20 protein-coding genes are annotated in these 21,047 nt (G+C 62.3%); 4 read left to right on the top strand and 16 right to left on the bottom strand.

The window, feature by feature from the left end:
• Nucleotides 1–71: 71 nt before the first annotated feature.
• The 4 genes from AC0NIE_RS18875 to AC0NIE_RS18890 all read right to left on the bottom strand — a co-directional run bounded on the left by AC0NIE_RS18875 (nt 72) and on the right by AC0NIE_RS18890 (nt 5,320).
• Nucleotides 72–2,096 (bottom strand): ABC transporter ATP-binding protein/permease, encoded by a 2,025-nt coding sequence (locus AC0NIE_RS18875; RefSeq protein ID WP_473486575.1) that lies wholly within the window; start codon nt 2,094–2,096, stop codon nt 72–74.
• A 719-nt stretch (nt 2,097–2,815) separates the two neighbouring features.
• Entirely contained in the window at nt 2,816–3,700 is an 885-nt protein-coding gene (mmsB, locus tag AC0NIE_RS18880; RefSeq protein ID WP_473486574.1) for a 3-hydroxyisobutyrate dehydrogenase, read from the bottom strand.
• A gap of 77 nt (nt 3,701–3,777) precedes the next feature.
• A complete protein-coding gene (locus AC0NIE_RS18885; RefSeq protein WP_473486573.1) occupies nt 3,778–4,137 on the bottom strand; it encodes a four helix bundle protein in 360 nt (119 codons plus the stop codon).
• 16 nt (nt 4,138–4,153) lie between these two features.
• On the bottom strand, nt 4,154–5,320 hold the full coding sequence (locus tag AC0NIE_RS18890; protein ID WP_473486572.1) for an isobutyryl-CoA dehydrogenase: 1,167 nt from the start codon (nt 5,318–5,320) through the stop codon (nt 4,154–4,156).
• Nucleotides 5,321–5,472: 152 nt separating this feature from the next.
• Between AC0NIE_RS18890 and AC0NIE_RS18895 the strand changes: the two genes are divergently transcribed.
• Complete coding sequence (locus AC0NIE_RS18895; RefSeq protein ID WP_473486571.1) at nt 5,473–6,087, top strand: dimethylsulfonioproprionate lyase family protein; 615 nt, start codon at nt 5,473–5,475, stop codon at nt 6,085–6,087.
• Complete coding sequence (locus tag AC0NIE_RS18900; RefSeq protein WP_473486570.1) at nt 6,087–7,556, top strand: cobyric acid synthase; 1,470 nt, start codon at nt 6,087–6,089, stop codon at nt 7,554–7,556. Before AC0NIE_RS18895 ends, AC0NIE_RS18900 begins: the two co-directional genes overlap by 1 nt.
• Before the next feature lie 370 nt (nt 7,557–7,926).
• On the opposite strand, the gene AC0NIE_RS18905 is transcribed toward AC0NIE_RS18900, so the two are convergent.
• From AC0NIE_RS18905 to AC0NIE_RS18920, 4 genes are all read right to left on the bottom strand, one after another.
• Entirely contained in the window at nt 7,927–8,346 is a 420-nt protein-coding gene (locus AC0NIE_RS18905) for a VOC family protein (RefSeq protein ID WP_473486569.1), read from the bottom strand.
• A 114-nt stretch (nt 8,347–8,460) separates the two neighbouring features.
• Entirely contained in the window at nt 8,461–9,294 is an 834-nt protein-coding gene (locus AC0NIE_RS18910) for a helix-turn-helix domain-containing protein (RefSeq protein ID WP_473486568.1), read from the bottom strand.
• 99 nt (nt 9,295–9,393) lie between these two features.
• On the bottom strand, nt 9,394–9,564 hold the full coding sequence (locus tag AC0NIE_RS18915) for a hypothetical protein (RefSeq protein ID WP_084646958.1): 171 nt from the start codon (nt 9,562–9,564) through the stop codon (nt 9,394–9,396).
• A 51-nt stretch (nt 9,565–9,615) separates the two neighbouring features.
• Nucleotides 9,616–10,401, bottom strand: coding sequence for a TSUP family transporter (locus tag AC0NIE_RS18920; protein ID WP_473486630.1), 786 nt, complete (start codon nt 10,399–10,401; stop codon nt 9,616–9,618).
• Nucleotides 10,402–10,607: 206 nt separating this feature from the next.
• On the opposite strand from AC0NIE_RS18920, the gene AC0NIE_RS18925 reads away from it, so the two are divergent.
• Nucleotides 10,608–11,039, top strand: a complete 432-nt coding sequence (locus tag AC0NIE_RS18925; protein ID WP_123150746.1) for a tellurite resistance TerB family protein — start codon at nt 10,608–10,610, stop codon at nt 11,037–11,039.
• 92 nt (nt 11,040–11,131) lie between these two features.
• Here the strand turns inward: AC0NIE_RS18925 and AC0NIE_RS18930 are convergent, their stop codons facing one another.
• From AC0NIE_RS18930 to AC0NIE_RS18955, 6 genes are all read right to left on the bottom strand, one after another.
• A complete protein-coding gene (locus AC0NIE_RS18930) occupies nt 11,132–11,875 on the bottom strand; it encodes a CPBP family intramembrane glutamic endopeptidase (protein WP_473486567.1) in 744 nt (247 codons plus the stop codon).
• Nucleotides 11,876–11,927: 52 nt separating this feature from the next.
• On the bottom strand, nt 11,928–13,571 hold the full coding sequence (locus AC0NIE_RS18935; RefSeq protein WP_473486566.1) for an ABC transporter ATP-binding protein: 1,644 nt from the start codon (nt 13,569–13,571) through the stop codon (nt 11,928–11,930).
• Complete coding sequence (locus tag AC0NIE_RS18940) at nt 13,568–14,437, bottom strand: ABC transporter permease (RefSeq protein WP_473486565.1); 870 nt, start codon at nt 14,435–14,437, stop codon at nt 13,568–13,570. The genes AC0NIE_RS18935 and AC0NIE_RS18940 overlap by 4 nt, the downstream gene beginning before the upstream one ends.
• A complete protein-coding gene (locus tag AC0NIE_RS18945) occupies nt 14,434–15,381 on the bottom strand; it encodes an ABC transporter permease (RefSeq protein ID WP_473486564.1) in 948 nt (315 codons plus the stop codon). The genes AC0NIE_RS18940 and AC0NIE_RS18945 overlap by 4 nt, the downstream gene beginning before the upstream one ends.
• Nucleotides 15,382–15,403: 22 nt before the next feature.
• Entirely contained in the window at nt 15,404–16,885 is a 1,482-nt protein-coding gene (locus AC0NIE_RS18950) for an ABC transporter substrate-binding protein (RefSeq protein WP_473486563.1), read from the bottom strand.
• A gap of 130 nt (nt 16,886–17,015) precedes the next feature.
• The gene (locus tag AC0NIE_RS18955) at nt 17,016–18,296 is read right to left on the bottom strand and encodes an acetylornithine deacetylase/succinyl-diaminopimelate desuccinylase family protein (RefSeq protein ID WP_473486562.1); all 1,281 of its coding nucleotides are present in this window, start codon (nt 18,294–18,296) and stop codon (nt 17,016–17,018) included.
• 240 nt (nt 18,297–18,536) lie between these two features.
• On the opposite strand from AC0NIE_RS18955, the gene AC0NIE_RS18960 reads away from it, so the two are divergent.
• The gene (locus AC0NIE_RS18960; RefSeq protein WP_473486561.1) at nt 18,537–18,962 is read left to right on the top strand and encodes a L,D-transpeptidase; all 426 of its coding nucleotides are present in this window, start codon (nt 18,537–18,539) and stop codon (nt 18,960–18,962) included.
• Here the strand turns inward: AC0NIE_RS18960 and AC0NIE_RS18965 are convergent.
• Entirely contained in the window at nt 18,959–19,624 is a 666-nt protein-coding gene (locus tag AC0NIE_RS18965; RefSeq protein WP_473486560.1) for a hypothetical protein, read from the bottom strand. The genes AC0NIE_RS18960 and AC0NIE_RS18965 overlap by 4 nt on opposite strands.
• Nucleotides 19,625–21,028, bottom strand: coding sequence for a selenium-binding protein SBP56-related protein (locus tag AC0NIE_RS18970; RefSeq protein WP_473486559.1), 1,404 nt, complete (start codon nt 21,026–21,028; stop codon nt 19,625–19,627).
• Nucleotides 21,029–21,047: the final 19 nt, after the last annotated feature.

Below are 21,047 nucleotides of genomic sequence, written 5' to 3' on the forward strand. Positions count from 1 at the left end.
CCACTTAGTCACAGTCCGCTCGACGCGACCTCTTCCTTGCTGCCTTTGTCACCAGGCCCGACCGGCGGACTTTACCTTTTTGTCTCGGGCAGCGCCGCTTTGCTCAAGGTCGTGCTGCGCTTCGGTACGGCGCGCTGGCGCCCCATAAATCGCACAAGCAAGTTCCGTCTTCTCTTGCGCTGGACAAGATCGATATCGCTGACAAGCTTTGCGCCGCCCTCGCGCCGCTCCAATGTGATCTTGCGGCTATGAAAGGCTTCCAGCTCGGCGCGATGCGCCACGCTTATGATGGTGACCTTCGGCAATTCGTGAACGATCATCTCCATCATCTTGTCCTGGCTCTTTTCATCGAGTGCTGACGTTGCTTCATCCAGCACGATGATATCGGGGCTGTGCAGCAGAAGACGCGCGAAGGCGAGCCGCTGCTTTTCGCCACCCGACAAGGTCTGGTCCCATGGCGCGTCGTCCTCGAGCTTGTCGTTCAGATAATCGAGTCCGACTTTGTCGAGGGCAGCCTTGATCCTGTCCAGCGTCCAGCTATCGGCGGCGCCTGGATAGGCGACTGCGCGGCGAAGCGTCCCGATGGGGACATAGGGCCGTTGCGGCAACATGAATAGCCGTCTGTCGGCGTGGATGTTGACGCTGCCGCCACCCCACGGCCACAGACCTGCGACGGCCCGCACCAGTGTACTCTTGCCTGAGCCGGATTCGCCGGCGACGAGCACCCGCTCGCCTTGTTCGATTACGACCTTGGTTTCCTTGACCACGGCGGTGCCGTCGTCGAGCGACACGGACAGATTGTTCAGGCTGAGCATCGCATCGCCTGCAGTTTCGCCGCGCTTTATGCGTCCCAGGGTGTTGCTCTGTTCCGCGCGCTCGAGCCCGTCGAGCGACATCATCAGCGAGGCGATGCGCCGTGCACAGGCGTTCCAATTGGCGAGACGGGGGTAGTTGTCGACCAGCCATCCGAACGCGCCCTGCACGATGGCAAAGGCAGAAGCAGCCTGCATTACCTGTCCAAGTGTCATGCTGCCTTCGAGAAACTTTGGAGCGCAAAGCAAAACCGGCACGACAGGCGCAAACAGACTCGCCCCCTGCGACACCAGCGCTGTGCGCATGTGCTGACCGGTAAGGAGCGCCCATTGCCTGAGCACATGGGCGAACGTCTTGTCGATGCCGCTACGCTCCTCCTCCTCGCCGCCGAGCAATGCGATACTCTCGCCGTTTTCCCGCACGCGCGTCAGCGTGTAGCGGAATTCGGCCTCCGCCTGATTTTTTTCCTCGGAGAGGTGGACGAAACGGCGGCCAATGACCGCCATCGAGGTGGATGTGATCGCGGCATACAATACCGCGGTGATGACGAGAAAGCCGGGAATGGTCACGGTCGAACCTGCGATCGTCAGGGTCAGGGCCCCGCCGATCGTCCAGAGCACCACGATGAAGGTCGAGGCCGACAGAAACGCGTTGATGACACCGGCGATGAAGTCGACCGGGGATTCGGTGGCAATCCGCAAATCCTCCGTGATGCGGGCTTCGGGGTTCTGGTGGTCGCCGCCGACGAGATTCAACTGAAAGTAGCGGCCGCTTGCAAGCCAACGCGCGATGACCGCGTTGGTGAGCCAGGAACGCCAGCGGCGCTGAATCGTCATGCGAAGGAAGACCTGTGCAACGACAAGGCTTCCGCTTCCGAGCACGAGCGGCACAAAAACGGCGCTCAGGACATAGACGGTGCGAGCATTGCGTTGCTCAAGGGCGTCGAAAATTGCGCGATTCCAGACATTGATCCCATACTGGAAGCCGACATTGATGACGATCAGGAGCAATAACCCGATCGTGTACGGCCAAGCGAGCCTATCGCCTCCGCGGCCCCAGTAACCGCGCGCGCTGGTCCAGAAACGCCTCAGCAAGTATCTCTTGCGCGCCTGCTCGACCTCCTCAGGAGCCAGCTCCGGATCGGGTTCGATGAAATCCAGCGGCGGCGGCGCCGCGCCGACGATCTCAGACGCGACTTCGACAGTCGACTGCTTCTCCTGGCGCGACTTCTCGGCATCGCGTGATTTGGAGACCGATTTCGGCTTGAATTTAGCCCCGGACATACCGGCGATAACGGCTTAGAAATCAGAAGGTTTCATGAGGTCCGCTCAAGCCGCTTGATCTCCACGTCGGCGCGGATGTGGTCGGCGTCGTTCTTGGCGTCTTCCTTGATCTGCTGCCACTTCGTGATGCTGTCGATAGTCCTGTCGACTGGACTGACGAGCTTCGGGAGTCAGGTAATCTCAGATCGCTCACCGAACCCTCGCGCTGGGGAGCATTGGTGCTACCACCTGTGGGTCGACGTCGGTCAGGACCGCCGCCACGAGGCAGACGACCATCTGGAGACGCGCCAGGGCGATCGTCTCACTGTCCTTGAATAATGCGAAACGCAAAAACCGCGCTCCATCGGGAACGCGGCTTTGCCAGATACGCATGGCGCTTCGCTACCAGAACACTTGCGAAACTTACGGGCTCCGGTACGCGAGACCTGATCCGGAGCGCCGGGCGGATGCGATATGCCGCCTCGCATTCCGTTTTACAGGCACATCGTTACCGGGGGGTTATCGAGAGTTTAAGCAAATCTAAATTTGCGATGTTTCTCTTTGCCGGGAAATCGAAAAGCCCAGTCGAGTTCAAGGCTTAAAGCGCGGCGCGTCTGAAGGAACTCATGCGACGCGCTTTAAGTTCTTGTTTTTATCCCATGTCGTTGTCTCAAAATCGCTGCGCACGCTCGGGTCAAGCCCAGGGTCAAGCCCGAGGGCGAGCTTTTGGGCGACATGCATTAGGCCGGGGTACCGCGCAGGAAATTTATGATGCCGGAAAAATCGGCGCCGGCATGGCCCTGGGCATTGAACAACGCATAAAGCTGGGCGGCCTCGGCGCCCAGCGGCGTCACCGCACCGGCGCTTTGCGCGGCTTCCTGCGACAGTTTCAGGTCCTTCAGCATCAGTGCTGCGGCAAACCCCGGCCTGTAGCCATTGTTGGCCGGCGATGTCGGCACCGGTCCGGGCACCGGGCAGTAGGTGGTCAGTGACCAGCATTGGCCGGAGGATGTCGAGGCGACGTCGAATAGCGCCTGATGCGACAGGCCGAGCTTTTCGGCCAGAACGAAGGCTTCGGCGACACCGATCATCGAAATGCCTAATATCATGTTGTTGCAGATCTTTGCCGCCTGTCCGGCGCCGTCGTCGCCGCAATGGACGATACGGCCGGCCATCGGCTTGAGGATTGGCTCGGCTTTGGCGAAGGCTTCCTTCGAGCCTCCGGCCATGAAGGTCAACGTGCCGGCTGCGGCGCCGCCGGTGCCGCCGGAAACCGGCGCGTCGATCGACAGCAGCTTATGTTTGGCGGCAATGGCGTGGGCTTTTCGTGCCGATTCGACGTCGATGGTCGAGGAATCGATGAACAGCGCGCCTTTTTTCGCCTTGGGCGCGATGTCCTCGTGGACCGACAGGACATGTTTGCCGGCCGGCAGCATGGTGATGACCACATCGGCCTCCTTCACCGCGGCAACGGCATTGGCCATGACGACGACGCCATGGTCCCTGGCGATGACGAGATTTTCCGGCATCAGGTCGAAGCCGTGCACTGCATATCCCGCCTTGACGAGATTGGCGGCCATCGGGTTGCCCATGTTGCCGAGGCCGATGAAGGCGATGGTGGTCATAATGGCACTCCGTGGTTTGGGTAAGGCAGTAGGCAGTAGGCAGTAGGCAGTAGCAGTAGGCAGTAGCAGTAGGCAGCCTATTCGGGCGCGAGTTTGCTAATAAGTTGGCGAAGCATTTTTCCGATGCCCTCGGTCGCTAACAGGATCTGATAAGCTTGATCATGCCTAGCAAGGCCAATGCGTTCAGCGATCTGGAGGTGCGTCTCGAACTCCTTCAGCGACCCTTGGGCAATCCGGAGAAATTGCTGATAAGAGCCTCTGTTGTCTCGGCCATAATCTTCCGCGATGTTGGCAGGGATAGAGGTTGCTGAGCGGCGGATTTGGCTGGTCAACCCATGCAATTCCTCTTTTGGCCATGCCTTGGTCAAGGAGTAGGTGGTGACGGCCAGATCCATCGCCTGCTGCCATACGATAAGATCCTTGTACGAATCGGTCATCTTACTGCCTACTGCCTTACCGACCGATCAGGGCGCGTGCGATGATGACGCGCATGATCTCGTTGGTGCCTTCGAGGATCTGGTGGACGCGCAAATCCCGCACCAGCTTCTCAATGCCGTAGTCATGCAAATAGCCGTAGCCGCCATGCAGTTGCAGCGCGTCGTTGGCGACGTTGAAGCCGATGTCGGTGACGAAGCGCTTGGCCATCGCCGACCATTTCGAGGCATCCGGCGCCTTGCGGTCGAGCTTCGAGGCGGCGGCGTAGAGGAAGATGCGTGCTGCCTGCAGCTCGGTCTCCATGTCGGCGAGCTTGAACTGCAGCGCCTGGAACTGGTTGATCTTGGCGCCGAAGGCCTTGCGCTCGGCGGTGTAGGACAGCGCCTTGTCGAGCGCCGATTGCGCCCCGCCCAGCGAACAGGCGGCGATGTTGAGCCGGCCGCCGTCGAGCCCGGCCATGGCGATGCCGAAGCCGGCGCCTTCGGCCGAGAGCAGGTTTTGCGCCGGCACCTTACAGTCCTCGAAGACGACCTGGCGGGTCGACTGCATGTGCCAGCCCATCTTGTGCTCGTTGGTGCCGAAGGACAGGCCGGGCGCATCCTTCGGCACGACGAAGGTGGAAATGCCCTTCGGCCCGTCGGCGCCGGTGCGCGCCATGACGATGTAGATGTCGCTGTCGCCGGCGCCCGAAATGAACTGTTTGACGCCGTTCAGCACATAGTCGCCACCGCTCTTCACCGCGCGCGACTTCAGCGCTGCCGCATCCGATCCCGAACCCGGCTCGGTCAGGCAATAGCTGGCCAGCCACTCCATCGAGGTCAGCTTCGGCAGGAAGCGCTGGCGCTGCTCGTCACTGCCGAAGCGGTCGATCATCGACGCCACCATGTTGTGGATCGAGATGAAGGATGAAAAGGCCGGATCGGCGCGCGAAAGCGCCTCGAAGATCAGCACGGCGTCGAGCCGGCCGAGTGCCGAGCCGCCGACGTCGTCACGGACATAGATGCCGCCAAGGCCGAGCGGCCCCGTCTCGCGGATCACGTCGGCCGGAAAATGCTTGTTGCGGTCCCAGTCGAGAGCGTTCGGTGCGACGCGGTCGGCAGCGAAGGCTTCGGCCATCTCCTGGATGGCGCGCTGGTCCTCGTTGAGTTCGAACTGGCTGGTACCCGCATCGACAGCGGCGTCCATAGCGTGCTCCCTGATGTCTTCGGCCGGCTGGCCTGTCGTTTTTGGCTTTGCGCGCCGTCCAATCTAGACCAATGATGCCGCCGCGCAAGCCGACCATCTCCATCCAACCATTGGGGGAGCGGCTGTGCGCGAATGCGTGTGCGGAGCAAGGCGTGACGACAAATTTCGATGAACTGCTCGAGTATTTTCATGCCTATCTCGACGGGTTCGATGATGCGCTGGTGCGCGGTGCGGTGGCCCGGATCGGCTGGGCCATGCCGGCGCGTCCGCTCGAGCCGCATCCGCTCGCCTGCCTGCGCCAGCTCGACCGCATCGTCGAGCTCGCTCCGGCAGGTGCCAGGCCGCTGTCGCGGCTGCTTGCGGAGCGTCGCGGCGATCTGAGATGGGGCCAGACCTACAGCGAGGCGGATTTCGGCAAGACATTCATCGACAATTACGGCTGGCTGGAGGTCTTCGGTACGCGCGGCCATTTCGTCAACGACGAGGTCGCGGCCGGCTTGCTGATCCTCGGACCTGATATCGTCTATCCCGATCATCACCACGTCGCCGAGGAGATCTACATTCCGTTGACCGGCGGCACCGAATGGCGCATTGGCGAAGCCGAATTTCGCAGGCGCGAGGCGGGTGAGGTGATCCACCATGCCTCTGATATCAGTCACGCGATGCGCACCGGCAAGCAGCCGCTGCTGGCGCTCTACATCTGGCGCGGCGGGCCGCTGGCGGCGAAATCCACGATCACCGGCAGCGTTTCACAGGGCAGGAATTAATGGCCAGAGCAATCATGCTGCAGGGCACGGGCTCCGATGTCGGCAAGACGGTGCTGGTCGCGGGCCTGTGCCGCGCGGCGAGGAACCGTGGGCTGAAGGTACGGCCGTTCAAGCCGCAGAACATGTCGAACAACGCCGCCGTCGCCGACGTTCCGGGCGACAACTCCGGCGGCGAGATTGGTCGCGCCCAATGGCTGCAGGCGATCGCCTGTGGCGTTGTGCCCTCCGTCCACATGAACCCTGTGCTGCTCAAGCCGCAGACCGATGTCGGCGCGCAAGTTGTGGTGCAGGGCAAGGTGTTCGGCGAGGCGCGGGCGCGCGACTACCAGGCGCTGAAGGGCCGGCTGATGGATGCCGTGCTGGACTCCTGGGCCAAGGTCGGCGAGGGCGCCGACCTCGTCATCGTCGAAGGCGCCGGCTCGCCGGCCGAGATCAATCTCAGAAGCCGAGACATTGCCAATATGGGCTTTGCCACGCGCGCCAATGTGCCAGTGATCCTCGTCGGCGACATCGATCGTGGCGGCGTCATCGCCTCGGTCGCCGGCACGCATCTGATCCTGCCGGAAGAGGACCGGCGCATGATCGTCGGCTATCTCATCAACAAGTTCCGCGGCGATGTCTCGCTGTTCGATGACGGCATCAAGGCGATCGAGACATTCACCGGCTGGCGCTGTTTTGGCGTTGTGCCGTGGCTGAAGGCGGCGGCGCGGTTGCCATCTGAAGATTCGGTGGTGCTCGAACGCCTGGCTTCCGGCGAGAAGCGCGCGCTGAAGGTCGCCGTGCCGGTGCTTTCGCGCATTGCCAATTTCGACGATCTCGACCCGCTCAAGGCCGAGCCTCAAGTCGAGGTGGTGTTCGTTCCGCCCGGCCAGCACTTGCCAGAGGATGCCGGGCTGGTGGTCATGCCCGGCTCGAAGTCGACGATCGGCGATCTCCTGAGATTTCGCGACAATGGCTGGGACCACGACCTTGTCGCCCACCGCAAGCGCGGCGGCCACGTCGTCGGCATCTGTGGCGGCTTCCAGATGCTCGGCCGTGTCGTGCGCGATCCCGACGGCATCGAGGGCAGCGTTACCGAGACGGAAGGGCTCGGCCTGCTCGACGTCGAAACGGTGATGGAGCCGGAAAAGACGGTGCGCAATGTCAGCGCGCGCTCGCTGCAGTTCGACCTGCCGCTCGAAGGCTATGAGATCCATCTCGGCCGCACCACCGGTCCCGACACGCTGCGGCCGTCCACCGTCATCAACGGCGCCGCTGACGGCGCTGTCTCAGTCGACGGAAAGGTGTCGGGCACCTATCTGCACGGGCTGTTTTCCGCTGACGCTTTTCGGGCGAAATTCCTGGAAAACCTTGGCGTCAAAGGCGGCGGCATCGACTATCGCGCCGAGGTCGAACGGGCACTGGACGAGGTCGCAGCCGAACTGGAGACCCACCTCGACTGCGACGCCATCTTTGGTCTGGCGCGGTAGCTCCTCGGCGCGCAGAAGTTTTGACAGGTCAGATGTTACGTTGACGAACCGCATGCCCTGGCGGATCCTGCCGTTACCTGCGGTGCGGGACCTTTCGGAACGCTGGAGGGACAGTATCCTGGACAGTATCCCCTCTGCGAAGGAACTCGACGGAGGGTGCTCGGTTCTGGGTCGCCGCGCCTTGCGAAGTTGTCATGGCAGGATCCCAGGGTCTCCGCGACGGAGCTTCGCTCCTGCTTCGCCCGGGGATGACGAAGTTGGGGAGGCTTCGACCAATCCCGAATGTTTATGATAATTGACCGAAACGAACGGTGAAACCTTGGCCGCCACAGGCCCTCAACCGTCACATTCCCTGTGCAGCGTTACCAGTTCACGCTTTTTCACCGGCCTTCGGCCAATAGGTGCCGAACGACCAGGCATTGCCTTCCGGATCGCGGCAGATGAACTCGCGGCTGCCATAATCGCGGTCGGTGAGTTCTTCCAGTATTTCGGCGCCGGCCTTTTTTGCTCTGGCATAAGCGGCATCGGCATCGTCGACGGCAACATAGATCGATCTGCCGCCACCCGGGCCCGGTGCACCGATCATCTGGCCAAACTTGTCGTCGCGTGCAGTGCCCAGCATGATCATCGAGGAGCCGAAAGTCAGTTCGGCGTGATGGACAATGTCGCCTTCGCCGTAGCGGGCATGAACGGCAAAGCCGAAGGCTTCACCCAGCCAGTCGATCATTTTCGCGGCATTGCGGTAGCGCAAGGTGGGATAGAGCCTGGGCGGTTCGACTGACATGGTCATGGCGATCTCCTTCAATTGGATTGTCGATAACCCAGTCTGGGCGAAAGCTGTTCGCACGTCTTGAAGAAATGTTACCCGTGCGCCCACTGGGCGTGGCAAGGGGCGTTTCAGAACCTATGGCCGGGCGGCAAGCGTCGTCGGCGTTTCGCCGGCAAGGTCGCGGAATTCGCGCACCAGATGCGCCTGGTCGGCATAGCCGCAATCGGCGGCGATATCAGCCCAATCGGATTTGTCCTGCCTTGACAGGCCGAGCGCCCGGTTGAAGCGGACGATGCGCGACAGCGTCTTGGGGCCGACGCCGATCGCATTGGAGAATTTTCCCGAGAGATGCTTGCGGCTCCAGCCCAGCCTGTCGGCGAGCGATGCGACGCGAATGCGGCCACCTGAGACGATGATCCTGTCATAGGCCCAGGCGATTTCGGCCGGCGTTTCCCGGGCCTCAGTCAGCCGTGCGGCGACGAACGTCTCGGCGATGGCGAAGCGTGCGGTCCAGTCGCGCGCATTACCAAGTCTTTCGCGCAGCGCGATCCCTTCGGGGCCAAGCACATCGTCGAGGCCGACCATGCGATCGGTCAGTTCGCTCATCGGAAGGCCGAAGAAGCGTCGGGCGCCGAGCGGCGTGAAATTGACCTGGACGCAGCAGGCGCCGCCGAAGGATTCGATCACCACCGGACCGGCATAGAGGCCGGCGGCGAAACTGGCGAAGCGGTCATTGTTGCCTGGATTCTTGCCGAGCCCGATTGCGAAGGGTTCGGCAAAGCTGATGACCAGCGGCACGGTCAGCGATGCATATTCGACGTTGCGGAAGCGGCCGGGCGCGGTTTCACGATAACCGCAGATGTCGGTGACTGAGCCGTGGAGCCGAGGGCCGGGCGCACGCCGCACCATCTCGACCCGGCCGAGGCCGGGAATTTCATGGCGGCTTCCGTCTTCGCTCTCGGCGGGCATGAGCTTTCCTTCCGCCCAAGGAGTCTAACAGACCAGTCCTCAGAATCAAAAGCGCCCGGCGTGTGGCCGGGCGCTCCGAGTTGCCTGAGGTCTGAGTGCTTAAGCGCCGCGAACCAGGCAGCCGCCAGCAAGCACGATATAAGCGATGAGGACGATCCACACCGCGGCCAGAGGAATGAATGCAAGAACGCCGAGAGCGGCGAGCAGGCCGATGAGGGCGATAACAAGGGATATGATAAAAATAAGCTGCGTAGGCGCACTGAGATTCATGCGTGGCTCCTCCAACATGATTCGTACAACCGCATAGTATCAGTCGCGTCGTCACACACCAATCAGCGTGCGCAGCGGGTTCGCCGGATCGGCCAGCAGTTTGCTGGCCAGTGCCAGGCAGACGATCACCAGCAGCGGTTTGATCAGTTTTGCGCCATTGCGGATGGCGAGGCTGGCGCCGACACGGGCGCCGAGAAACTGGGCGACACCCATCATCAGGCCGATCTTCCAGTAGACGACCCCGGCAGCAGCGAAGACGATGAAGCCGCCGATGTTGGAGGCAAAGTTGAGCAGCTTGGTATGCGCCGTCGCCTTAAGCACGCCGTAGCCGGCCAGGGTGACGAAGGCCAGCATGTAGAAGGAACCGGCCCCCGGCCCGAACAGGCCGTCATAGAAGCCGACAATCGGCACCAGGATCAGCCCGAACAGGAACGGCGACAGGCGCCGGGCGCGGTCGACGTCGCCCATGTTTGGCTTGAGGGCGAAGAAAAGCGCGATGGCGATCAGCAGGATCGGCAGAAGAGCCCGCAACAGGTCGCCCGGCACGAATGTCGCCAGCAAAGCGCCGAGAGCACTGCCGGCAAGCGCCAACAGGGCCGAAGGCAATTGCCGGCGCAAATCGACATGGCCCTTGGCGGCGTAGTGGATGGTCGCCGACCCCGAGCCGAACATGCCCTGCAGCTTGTTGGTCCCCAGCGCCTCGACCGGCGAGAAGCCCGCCAGCAGCAGTGCTGGAATGGTGATCAAGCCGCCGCCGCCGGCAATCGAATCGACGAAGCCGGCAGCGAAGGCGGCGACGCCGAGGATGACGACGGTCTGGGTGGCGAGATCGAACATCGGATGGTTGCGGGAAGGGCTTCTGGCCAGCGGGAAGATGTGGGCATTCGAACCACAGCCGACCCGTTTGCGCAAGGCCGATTCCGCGCTACCTATGCCAAGCGCGCCGCGACGCGCTTGGCTCTTTTGTTTTATGCATGTCGTTATCTCAAAACCGCTGCGCACTTTTGAGCGACATGCATTTGACGAATCGGAAAGGGACGCTGATGTCATTCGCTTTGCTGGACCAGATACGCTCGATCTTCGAAGGCGACCCCGGCGTGCGCAAGGTCGCGGACGATCCTGTACTGTCGGCGGAACTGCTCATGCTGTTTCGCATGATCCTGGCCGATGGGTCGGTCAGCGAAAGCGAAATGACCGCCTTCAGGCGTATCTGCCGGGACGCCTTCGGCATTCCCGAAACCAGCATCGACAGCGTCATCGAATATCTCAACGAATTCGGCTACGAGACCAACAGCTCGCAAGCCATCGCTCAGTTCCGCGACCTCGACATCGAACGGCGCAAGCTGCTCGCCCGCCACATGGCCGAGATCGCCAAGGCCGATTCGCAACTTGCCGGGAGCGAGATGCAGCTCTTGCGGCGCACGCTCGACCTGCTCGAAATCAGCCCTGCCGATGTGGTGAAGCCGCAAGGCTGAGGCATCGTGTGATAACGATTTGATGGGCCATGGAAGCGTCGCCGCCCCTTGGAGGCGAGTCGGGTCGTAATTGATTACGAGAGCAGCGCCGCTTAGGCGAGCCCGAATGCTAGGACCAGGAAGCCCATCGCCCCGAACCCGGCATGGATAACGATCCCGGCCCATGTACTGCGACGCCGCTGGACAACGTAGGGCAGGAGCAACGTGATCGGCACGAGCGTCAACAGGACTTGCCAAGGGAAGGCAGCGTGGAACAGTAACCACATTATCCCGTTGACCAGCCAAGCCCACCCCCCGAAGGCAACCTCTTGCCGCGGCAGTGCGACACCCCGCCAGACAAACTCTTCCCCAACGATGTTCAGTACAAAAAACGGCAGCCACGCGCCGAGAATCCAGTACCGCCCAGGACCTAGCGGCTCGAAAGCCATGAACGAGGGATGAAGAGTCTTCCCGTCTTGCAGCATCCGGAGCGCCGCGCCGATGCCGCCGGTCAGCACGCTGACAGCCACCAGCCCTCCAATAGCCCAGAGCCAATCGCCGCCATTCATAGTGCGAAGCCACAGCCGCGCGCCCAACGACACCAGCCTTCCTTGTCTCCGCTCTCGATGCAATAGCAGGGCAGCCGTGAGAAGCAGGGGGCCAAAAAGAATGATGCTTGCGGCCAAGAACCACATCACCACAGTCTCAGCCCCGCTAGCGGAGACGAACGTTGGGACGGCTATCCGCGTTACCAGGAACAGCAGCAGAGCACCCGCCCCGAACAGCGCAGCAGAGCCGCCCAGGCCCAGTGGAGGAGGCTCAGGCCCTTCGCGCGTTTCAGAACTGTTGGCTGTCAATAGCCATTCTCCCGCCCGTGCGCCCGACGAATTAGCCGTGCCACGAAGCCGCTCACCCCTGTTCCTGCAGCCGTTTCGCGATCGCCCGATGCAAATCGGGAGCGGCTGCGACCAGCGCCTTGGCGGCTTCGGACTGCGGATGGTCGAGAACCTCGCTCGTCCTGCCGCGCTCGACGATCTTGCCGTCATGCATGACCATCACCTGGTCGGTGATGGCGCGGGCAACGGTCAGATCGTGGGTGATAAATAGATAGGCAACGCCGAGCTTTTGGTTGAGCTCGGCGAACAGGTCGAGAATTTGGGCGCGGATCGAGACATCCAACGCCGAGACCGGCTCGTCGGCGACGACCAGCTTGGGGCGGGTGATGATGGCGCGGGCGATCGACAGGCGCTGGCGCTGGCCACCCGAAAACTCGTGCGGATATTTGTCCATGTCGCGTGGACTAAGGCCGACCTCGTGCAAGGCCTTTGCCACCATCTCGCGCCGTTCCGCATCCGTCGGCTTCTTCTCCAGGACATGCAGTGGCTCGGCGACCAGTTTTTCGACCTTCTGGCGCGGATCGAAGGAGCCGTAAGGGTCCTGGAACACCACCTGCATGTCGCGTCGCGCCGGCTTGAGCTCAGCCTCGCTCTTGCCGGTGATGACCTGACCGCGAAACCGGATCGTTCCCGATGTCGGCCCGTCCAGCGCCAGGACCATGCGGGCAAGCGTGGACTTGCCGCAACCGGAACTCCCGACCAGCGCCACAGACTGCCCGGGATCAATCGAGAACGAGACATCGTCGACGGCGCGGATCGGGGCCGCGCGCTTCAGCAACGATTTGCGCCGTCCCGGATAGTCCCGCGTCACGCTGTCCACCTGAAGAAGAGGTTTGGCAGCCTGGAGCGGGGGGTTGTCTTGGCCGACCTCGTGCGTCCTGGCACGCGCCGGCACATGCATCGAGGCCTGCGCCAGTTGTCGCGTGTAGGGATGGAGCTGCTCAGACAAAGTGCGCGCCGTGTCGCCGGCCTCCATCACTTCGCCGTGGCGCAGGATGGTGATGCGGTCCGCCATCTCGGCCACCACCGCGAGGTCGTGCGAGATCAAGAGCAGGCCCATGCGGCTCTCTGCGACCAGGTCGCGCAACAGGTCGAGGATCTGCGCCTGCAGCACGACGTCGAGCGCCGTCGTCGGCTCGTCGGCGATCAGCAGCTTGGGCTTCAGCGCGCAGGCAATGGCGATGACGACACGCTGGCGCTGACCACCGGAAAGCTCGTGTGGATAGCGCGACAGCGGGAACTGTGCCGCCGGCAGGCCGACCCGGTCGAACATTTTTCGCGCGCGGTCCTCGGCGTCGGCGCGGCTTGCCCTGGTGTGCCAGCGGATGCCTTCGGCGACCTGCTCGCCAATGGTCTTGACCGGGTTAAGTGCCGTCATCGGCTCCTGGAAAACCATGCCGATATCGTCGCCGCGCAGCGCGCACATCTGGTCTTCGCTGGCCGCAAGGATGTCGATGCCGTCGAAGACGACGCGCCCGGTGGCGCGCGCCGCCCAGGGCAGAAGCCGCATCACCGTCAGCGCCGTTATCGACTTGCCCGAGCCGGATTCGCCGACCAGCCCCATCACCTCGCCGGGCGCGACGGAGAGCTCGACATCCCTCAGGATCGGCGTATCGCCGATGCTTAGCGACAATCGCTCGATTTCGAGCAGGCTCATCGCTGCCGCCGCGATTTAGGGTCGAGGATGTCGGCAATACCGTCGCCGAGCAGGTTCAGGCCAAGCACGGTGACGACGATCGCCATGCCTGGAAAGATCGCCATCCACGGCGCCGCCACCATGCGGGTCTGCGCGTCGAACAGCATCCGGCCCCAGCTCGGCATCGGCGGCTGTGTGCCGAGCCCGACATAGGAAAGCCCGGCTTCGGCCAGGATGCCGAGCGCGAACTGGATGGTGCCTTGCACCAGGAGCAAACTGACGATGTTGGGCAGCACATGCTCCAGCGTGATCAGCGTTTTGCCTTTGCCGGCGGCGCGCGCGGCGAGGATGAATTCGCGTGGCCAGATCGCCAGCGCACCGGCCCGGGCGACGCGGGCGAAGACCGGGATGTTGAAGATGCCGATGGCGATGATGGCGTTGAGCGCGCCCGGCCCGAAGATGGCGGTGATCATGATCGCCGACAGCAGGGCAGGGAAGGCGAAGACGAGATCGTTCAGCCGCATCACCGCTTCATCGACGATGCCGCCGCGCGCCGCGGCGAAGGCGCCGAGCGGCACGCCTACGCCCATGCCGATGCCGACAGCGACCAGCGCCACGGCGATCGAATTGCGGGCGCCGACCATGATCATGGAAAGAATGTCGCGGCCGAAATGATCGGTGCCGAACCAGTGCGCCGGCGAGGGTGCCTGGGTCTTGTCGGCGATGATCAGCCTGGTGACGTCAAAAGGCGTCCAGAAGAACGAGACGATAGCGACCGCTGCCACCAGTGCGGTGATGGCGAAGCCGGCGAGGAACGAGCGGTTGGTGAAGGCCTTGACGAGGATGTCGGCAAAATTTTCCTCTGGGATGTCGAAGCGCAGCGTCATTGGCGGCTTCTCAGGCGCGGATCGACGACCGCATAGGAGAGATCGACGAGCAGGTTGACCGCGATGACGGCGGCAACCAGCAGCATGACGACGCTTTCGACGACGATCAGGTCGCGCTGGGTGATCGCCTGGAATACCAGCCGGCCAAGGCCGGGCAGGTAGAAGACGTTCTCGATGATGATGGTGCCGGCGAGCAGGAAGGCGAACTGCAGGCCGAGAATGGTCAGCACCGGGATCATCGCGTTGCGCAGCGCGTGCCGCCACAGCACCGCGCGAAAGGGCAGGCCCTTGGCGCGGGCGGTGCGGATGTAGTCCTCGTTCAGCACTTCGATCAGCGCCGAGCGGGTGACGCGGGCGAGGATCGCCGCTTGCGGCAGGGCGAGCGCGATCGCCGGCAGGATCAGCGATTTCAGCGCCGGCCAGACGCCGGCGCTCCATCCCGGAAAGCCACCTGCCGGCACCAGCCGCAGCCAGACGGCGAAGAGGTAGATCAGCATCAGCGCAAACCAGAAGTTCGGCACAGCGACGCCAAGCTGTGCGGCGCCCATCGCAATCGTGTCGCCGGCCCGCCCGTGCCGGCCGGCTGAAAACAGCCCGACCGGAATGGCAATGATGGTGGACAGCGCCAGCGCGATCAGGGCCAGCGGCAGCGAGACGACGACGCGCTCGCGGACCAGGTCGATGACCGGCACCGAATAGGTGTAGGAGCGGCCGAAATCGAGGCTCAGCAAGCCGCCGGCCCAGTGCAGATAGCGCAGCGCAAGGGGTGCGTTGAGGCCCATCTGGTTGCGCAGCAACTCGACCTGGTCGGCGCTGGCGTTCATGCCAAGCATCAGCCGCGCCGGGTCGCCGGGAATGATCTCCAGCACGGCAAAGACCACCATCGAGGCCAGAACCAGCGTGATGAGCGCGATGGCAAGGCGCTTGAGGAGATAGGCGGTCATGGGGGAGGACCGCTACGCTGCCTCACTCCGTCCACTTTACCTTGGTCAGGTCGTTGGCCTGGATCGGGGCGTTTTCCCAAAAACCTTCGAGCTTGGCGTCCCAGACGCCGGCTTTCGGCAGTTCGTAGAGGAAGCCGACTACGGCATCGTCGGCCAGTATCTTCTGCGCCTCGCCGAGCAGCGTCATGCGCTTGGCCTCATCGGAGGTGAGGCTCAGATCGGCGATGATCTTGTCGAAGGTCGGGTTGTCGTAGTTGAAGTAGTAATCCTTGCGCGAATAGATATCGATGTCGTTGGGCTCGGTGTGGGAGACGATGGTCAGGTCGTAGTCCTTCTTGGTGAAGACCTGGTCCAGCCACTGCGCCCATTCCACGGGCACGATCTGCAGATCGATGCCGACATCGCGAAGCTGCGACGCTATGATCTCGCCGCCAAGCCGCGCATAGGGAGGCGGCGGCAGTTTCAGCGTCGCCTTGAAGCCGTTCTCCAGACCGGCTTCCTTCAAGAGTTCCTTGGCTTTCTCGACATTGTGCGGATAGAGGCCGGTGAGGTCGACATAGGCCTTGTTGGCGGGCGACATATGCGAGCCGATCGGCACACCCAAACCGGCCGAGGCGCCGTCGATGATCGCCTTGCGGTCGAGCGCAAACGAAATCGCCTGCCTGACCTGCAGTCTGTCGAAAGGCGGCTTCTTGTTGTTGATCGAGAGAATGGTTTCGCCCTCGGTCGCGCCGATCACCACCTTGAAGCGTGGGTCGTCCTTGATCTGGGCGACACTGTCGGGAGCGGGGAAGAAGGGAAAGGCCTGGATGTCGCCGGAAAGCAATGCCGGCACAGCGGCAGCGGCATCGGGAACAATGCGGAACTCTGCCTTGTCGAGGGACACCGGGGCGCCCCAGTAAGTGTCGGACTTGATCAGCGTGATCGACGAGCCCTTGGCCCAGTTTTGGAAACTGAACGGGCCGGTGCCGACAGGCTTTTCCTTGTTGGTGTCGGCTGTCTCCGGCGCGACGATGACCGCGTCGCCCCAGCCCATATTGTAGAGGAACGAACTTTGCGGGTTCTTCAGCGTGATCTTGACCGTCGCCGGATCGACCACATCGACCGTATCGATGGCGGCGAACAGGCCCTTTTGTGCGTTGACGGAGTTGTCGGCACGGGCGCGGTCGAGCGAGAATTTCACGTCGTCGGCATTGAAGTCGGTGCCGTCATGGAATTTGACGCCGGTATGCAGCTTGAAGGTGTAGACCTTGCCGTCGTCGGAAATCATCCAGCTTTCGGCCAGATCCGGCAGCACATCGCCGTTCGGACCGATGCGGGTCAGCCCCTCGAACACATTGGCGTAAAGCACTTCGTCGATCGCCGCCGCAGCACCTGCGGTCGGATCGAGATGCGGAGGTTCGAGCGTAATGCCGATGACCAGATCGGTCCGCGCGGCAAATGCCGATGTTCCGGCAGACAGCACCAGGGCCGCGGCGGTGAGAATGGTTTTCCATAATTTCATCGTGCAACTCCCGATATGCTCAAAAACATGCTCAAAACCCGGTGGATAGAAGCGTGATTTCACCAACGAGTAAATTGCGTTTCGTGTTTTCCGGCAGCGCCGGCAGGAATGTTTTTTCGCCCATCACCGACTACCGAGCGCCCGCGCCCCTAAGCAGCACGTTGAGCCCGATCGCCATCACCTTGGCCGATTCGACCATGTCTGATATCCCCACCCATTCGTCGGGCCTGTGGGCGAGGTCGAGGATGCCCGGGCCATAGGCGATGCAGTCGTAGATGTGACCGATGCGGGCAATGTGCTTCTGGTCGTAGGTGCCGGGCGAAATCACATAGTCGGGCTCGCGGTCGAATATCTCCATGATGCCTTGCGCCACCGCCTTGACCACCGGCGCATCGCGCTCGGTCATCAGCGGCAGCACCTCCATGAGATCGCGGATCTCGTAGTCGAATTTCTTGCGCTCGCGTTTCAGCCGGTCGAGGATATCGGTCACCTCGCTTTTGACCGTGCCGAGGTCCTCTTCGAGCAGGAAGCGGCGGTCGATGGTCAGCCGGCAGGAATCGGGGACGTTGGGCGAGGGCAGGCCGGGCCGGAAATCCTCGGTCTGGCCGCCGTGGATCGAGTTGATGTTCATGGTCGAGCGCTTGGCCCCGTCGGGCACGACCGGCATGCGCGTGACCTTGCGGTCGAGCGCCGGAAACAGCTCGTCCTCGAAGGCCTTTAGCACGGCACCCATATGGCGCACCGCGTTGTCGCCGAGGAACGGCATCGAGCCGTGCGCAATCTCCCCCTTGGTCTCGATCTCCGCCCACCAGACGCCGCGATGGCCAAGGCAGATGCGGTCCTTGTTCAACGGCTCGGGGATGACGACGTGGTCGACCTTCGGCTTGGAGAAATAGCCGAGCTTTGCCAGATGGGCGACGCCGCCGAAGCCGCCGGACTCCTCGTCTACCGTGCCCGATATTTCGATGGCGCCCGGAAAGTCGGGGAAGACCTCCATGAAGGCCTCGGCGGCGATGATCGACGAGGCCAGGCCACCCTTCATGTCGCAGGCGCCGCGGCCATAGACCTTGCCATCCCTGACGATGCCGGCGAAGGGATCGAGGCTCCAGCCGTCGCCTGCTTCGACCACGTCGATATGCGAGTTGAAATGCACGCAGGCGCCGGGCGAGCGGCCATCGAAGCGGGCGACGACATTGACGCGCGGGTAGCGATCGGTGTCACCGGGCGTGCCTTCGGCGCGGATGAATTCGACTTCGAAACCGCGCTTCTTCAGCCGCGCTCCGACGTATTCGGCGCATGGCCGATAGGCTTCGCCGGGCGGATTGATGGTCGGAAAGCGAATCAGGTCCGCGGTCAACGCGACCAGGTCGTCGACCCGATCACCGACCGCTTTCAGGAGCCGTTCATTCATTTCGTTCATTCGGCGAATTGAGCAGCCAATGATGCGCTTTGGCAAGCCTGATGGCGGGTCGCGCCCTAGTTACGTGGTTACGTGTCGTCACGGCAACTATCGCGGGAAATCGTTCAAATTCGCTGCTTTGGATTGGTGAATTCGTCAGAGGTGTGTGGTTACCTCATTCACTTGCGATTAAAAAGATGAAGAATTGCGTGAAGGCAAGCAGGCAAGGGGCAGTCAAAGGGGTTTGATCGCATGAAAAAAACCGTTTTCATGGCGGCACTGGCAACGATGCTGCTCGGTTCTTCGGTCGAGGGCTGGGCAGCCAAGCTGGTTGCAAGGATCGACGTGTCATCGCAGACGATGACTGTAAGATACGGTCAGGCGGTTTACCGATGGCGCGTATCCACGGCGCGCAAAGGCTATACCACGCCGCGCGGCAGCTACCGGCCGCAACGAACGGCACGGATGTGGTATTCGCGCAAATACGACATGTCGCCGATGCCTCATTCGGTATTCTACCGCGGCGGCTACGCCATCCATGGCACCGGCGCGGTAAAATCTCTCGGGCGCCCGGCGTCGCATGGCTGCGTGCGGCTGCACCCGGCCAATGCCGCCGCCTTCTATTCGATGGTGCGGCAAGCCGGCTTCCGCAACACGCGGATCGTGGTGACCAACTAGAGCGCGGAAAACACGCCGATCGTCCCGACCAGAACTAGGCTTAGCGCCCAGATCACATCTAGATCAAACCAGCTTTTCGAAAGAAACCTTAATCCCAGCCACCGATAGACGCCGAAGGCCAAAGCGCCGCCCGCAGTGATCATGGCGCCGGTGTGGACCGCTGCCACGCCGATCGAGAGCGCTGCAGTTCGTGCAATGAGGGCGGTCGCGGCACGGTGCCCAGCATCCGTTTCAACGACGCCGCACAGGCCGAGGTAGATCGGCACCAGCATCAGGCCGGCGCCATGCGCGACGGCGACCAGAAAGGACCAGAGCGCCAGTCGCGACGGCGGCACGCGCGCCAGAAATCTAGGATGCCGCCGGTTGAAGAGCAGCCAGACTCCGAGCGCGACGACAATTAGACCTGCGCCAACGCGGATCTCGGTTTGCCAATCAACCAGCACGGTCATCAGCGCGAAGGGCAAGAGGACCACCGTCATGGCGACAAGATGCCCGAACGCCAGCGCCAGGAGTGCGCCCGGCAGCGCATAGGCCCGCCGTTCCATCAGGGCGGCCGAAACAGCAAGCGGCCAGCCCATACCCGGGTTTACGCCATGGTAAATCCCGCTGGCGACCACAGCAAACCAGAGGCCGGCTGTGGTCGAAAGGAGTTCGGGCGACACCTAGACCGATGGGTAGCAGAAACTGTCGGTAGAGCAGTCGCCGCCTTCAAGTCGGATCTGGTGCGTTCGATAGCCTTTGGGGAACTCGACGAAGAAGTTGGTGTCGAGCGTCAGGCCACCATTGGCGCCAACATCGGCCTTCACCATAGCCCCGCCGCGCTCGCCGGGATAGAACTGATCGTCCCAGGTCGAATAGAGCGAATTGGTCCAATAGACACGCTTGCCGTCGCGGCTAATCTCGACCATCTGTGGCCCATAGCCGAAGACCTTGCCACAGGGGTGCTTGGTCTTCTTGACGATCCCACCCAGTTCGACCTTGCCCGCCAGAACCGGCTTCATCGGGTCGCTGACATCGTATTGATGCATTTCACCCATACCCCAACAAGCCACGTAGAGATATTTGTCGTCGAGGCTGAGGTCGATGTCGGTGACCAGCGGGGGCACCGCCGAGAAACCCTTCAGAAGATCCGGCAGATCGTCGGCATTGGCCGGTTGAGGCGGGATGATCGCCGTCTTCTTGGCCTGGAACTTGCCATCTGCGTCGCGCCACCAAGTCCAGATCGAGCCTTCGAGATTGGTGGTATCGACCACAACGCCGCAGAAGCCGTATTGCTGGACTGGATCATGCGCCGGGCGGATTTCGAGCGCCATTTGGTGATTGGCGCCCAGATCGATCGTCTGAATGTTCTTACGCGCACGCAGATCCCAGAAATGCATGCGGTGGCCGTACTTGTTGGACAGTAGATCCTCCGGGACGATGCCGTTTTCGAACTGCGGCGGCAGGGCCCATTCGGAACTGACCATGTAGTCGCGCGGCAGGTTCCACCAGAAATCATAGTGCTTGTCCTGGGCGCCACGATCTATCTCATAGCGGCCAATGACATCGAAGGTCTGACAATCCATGATGAAGATGCCCGGAGGACCGTCGGTACCGTCCTTGCCGCCGCCGCCCAGGGTCGAGACATAGATGCCCTCGGGTCCGCAGTGGATCGTATGCGGGCGGGAATAGCCCGTCTTGGCAAAGACTTCTGCGGGTTCGATGATCTTGTGAATCTTGGCGGCCGTCGGCCCGCCCTTCACATCAATTATGTAGATGCGCGACGAACGCATCCCCGGAATGATCAGATAACGACGCTCCAAAAAGGCGTGGCCAGTCAGTGGTGATAGCGCCGAAGAACACGCATTCCAGCCGAAGTGATGAAACTCATCGCCCTTGTTTGGCATGATGACAGTGTGGACGATCTTGCCGAACTCCGGCGAATTTGGATCGACATTCACCACAGCCAGGCCGTCGGGTTGCGAGAAGTCCGGGCTAAGCATCAACGTGTAGGCCAGAGTTTCCGGCGGCCCTTCCATAGCCAGCTTCGGTGACGCATAGAATGTGGGGTCTGGTCGCAGATTCATCGCGGTATCCTCCCTACGC

The sequence above is a fragment of the Mesorhizobium sp. WSM4842 genome, assembly GCF_055901575.1.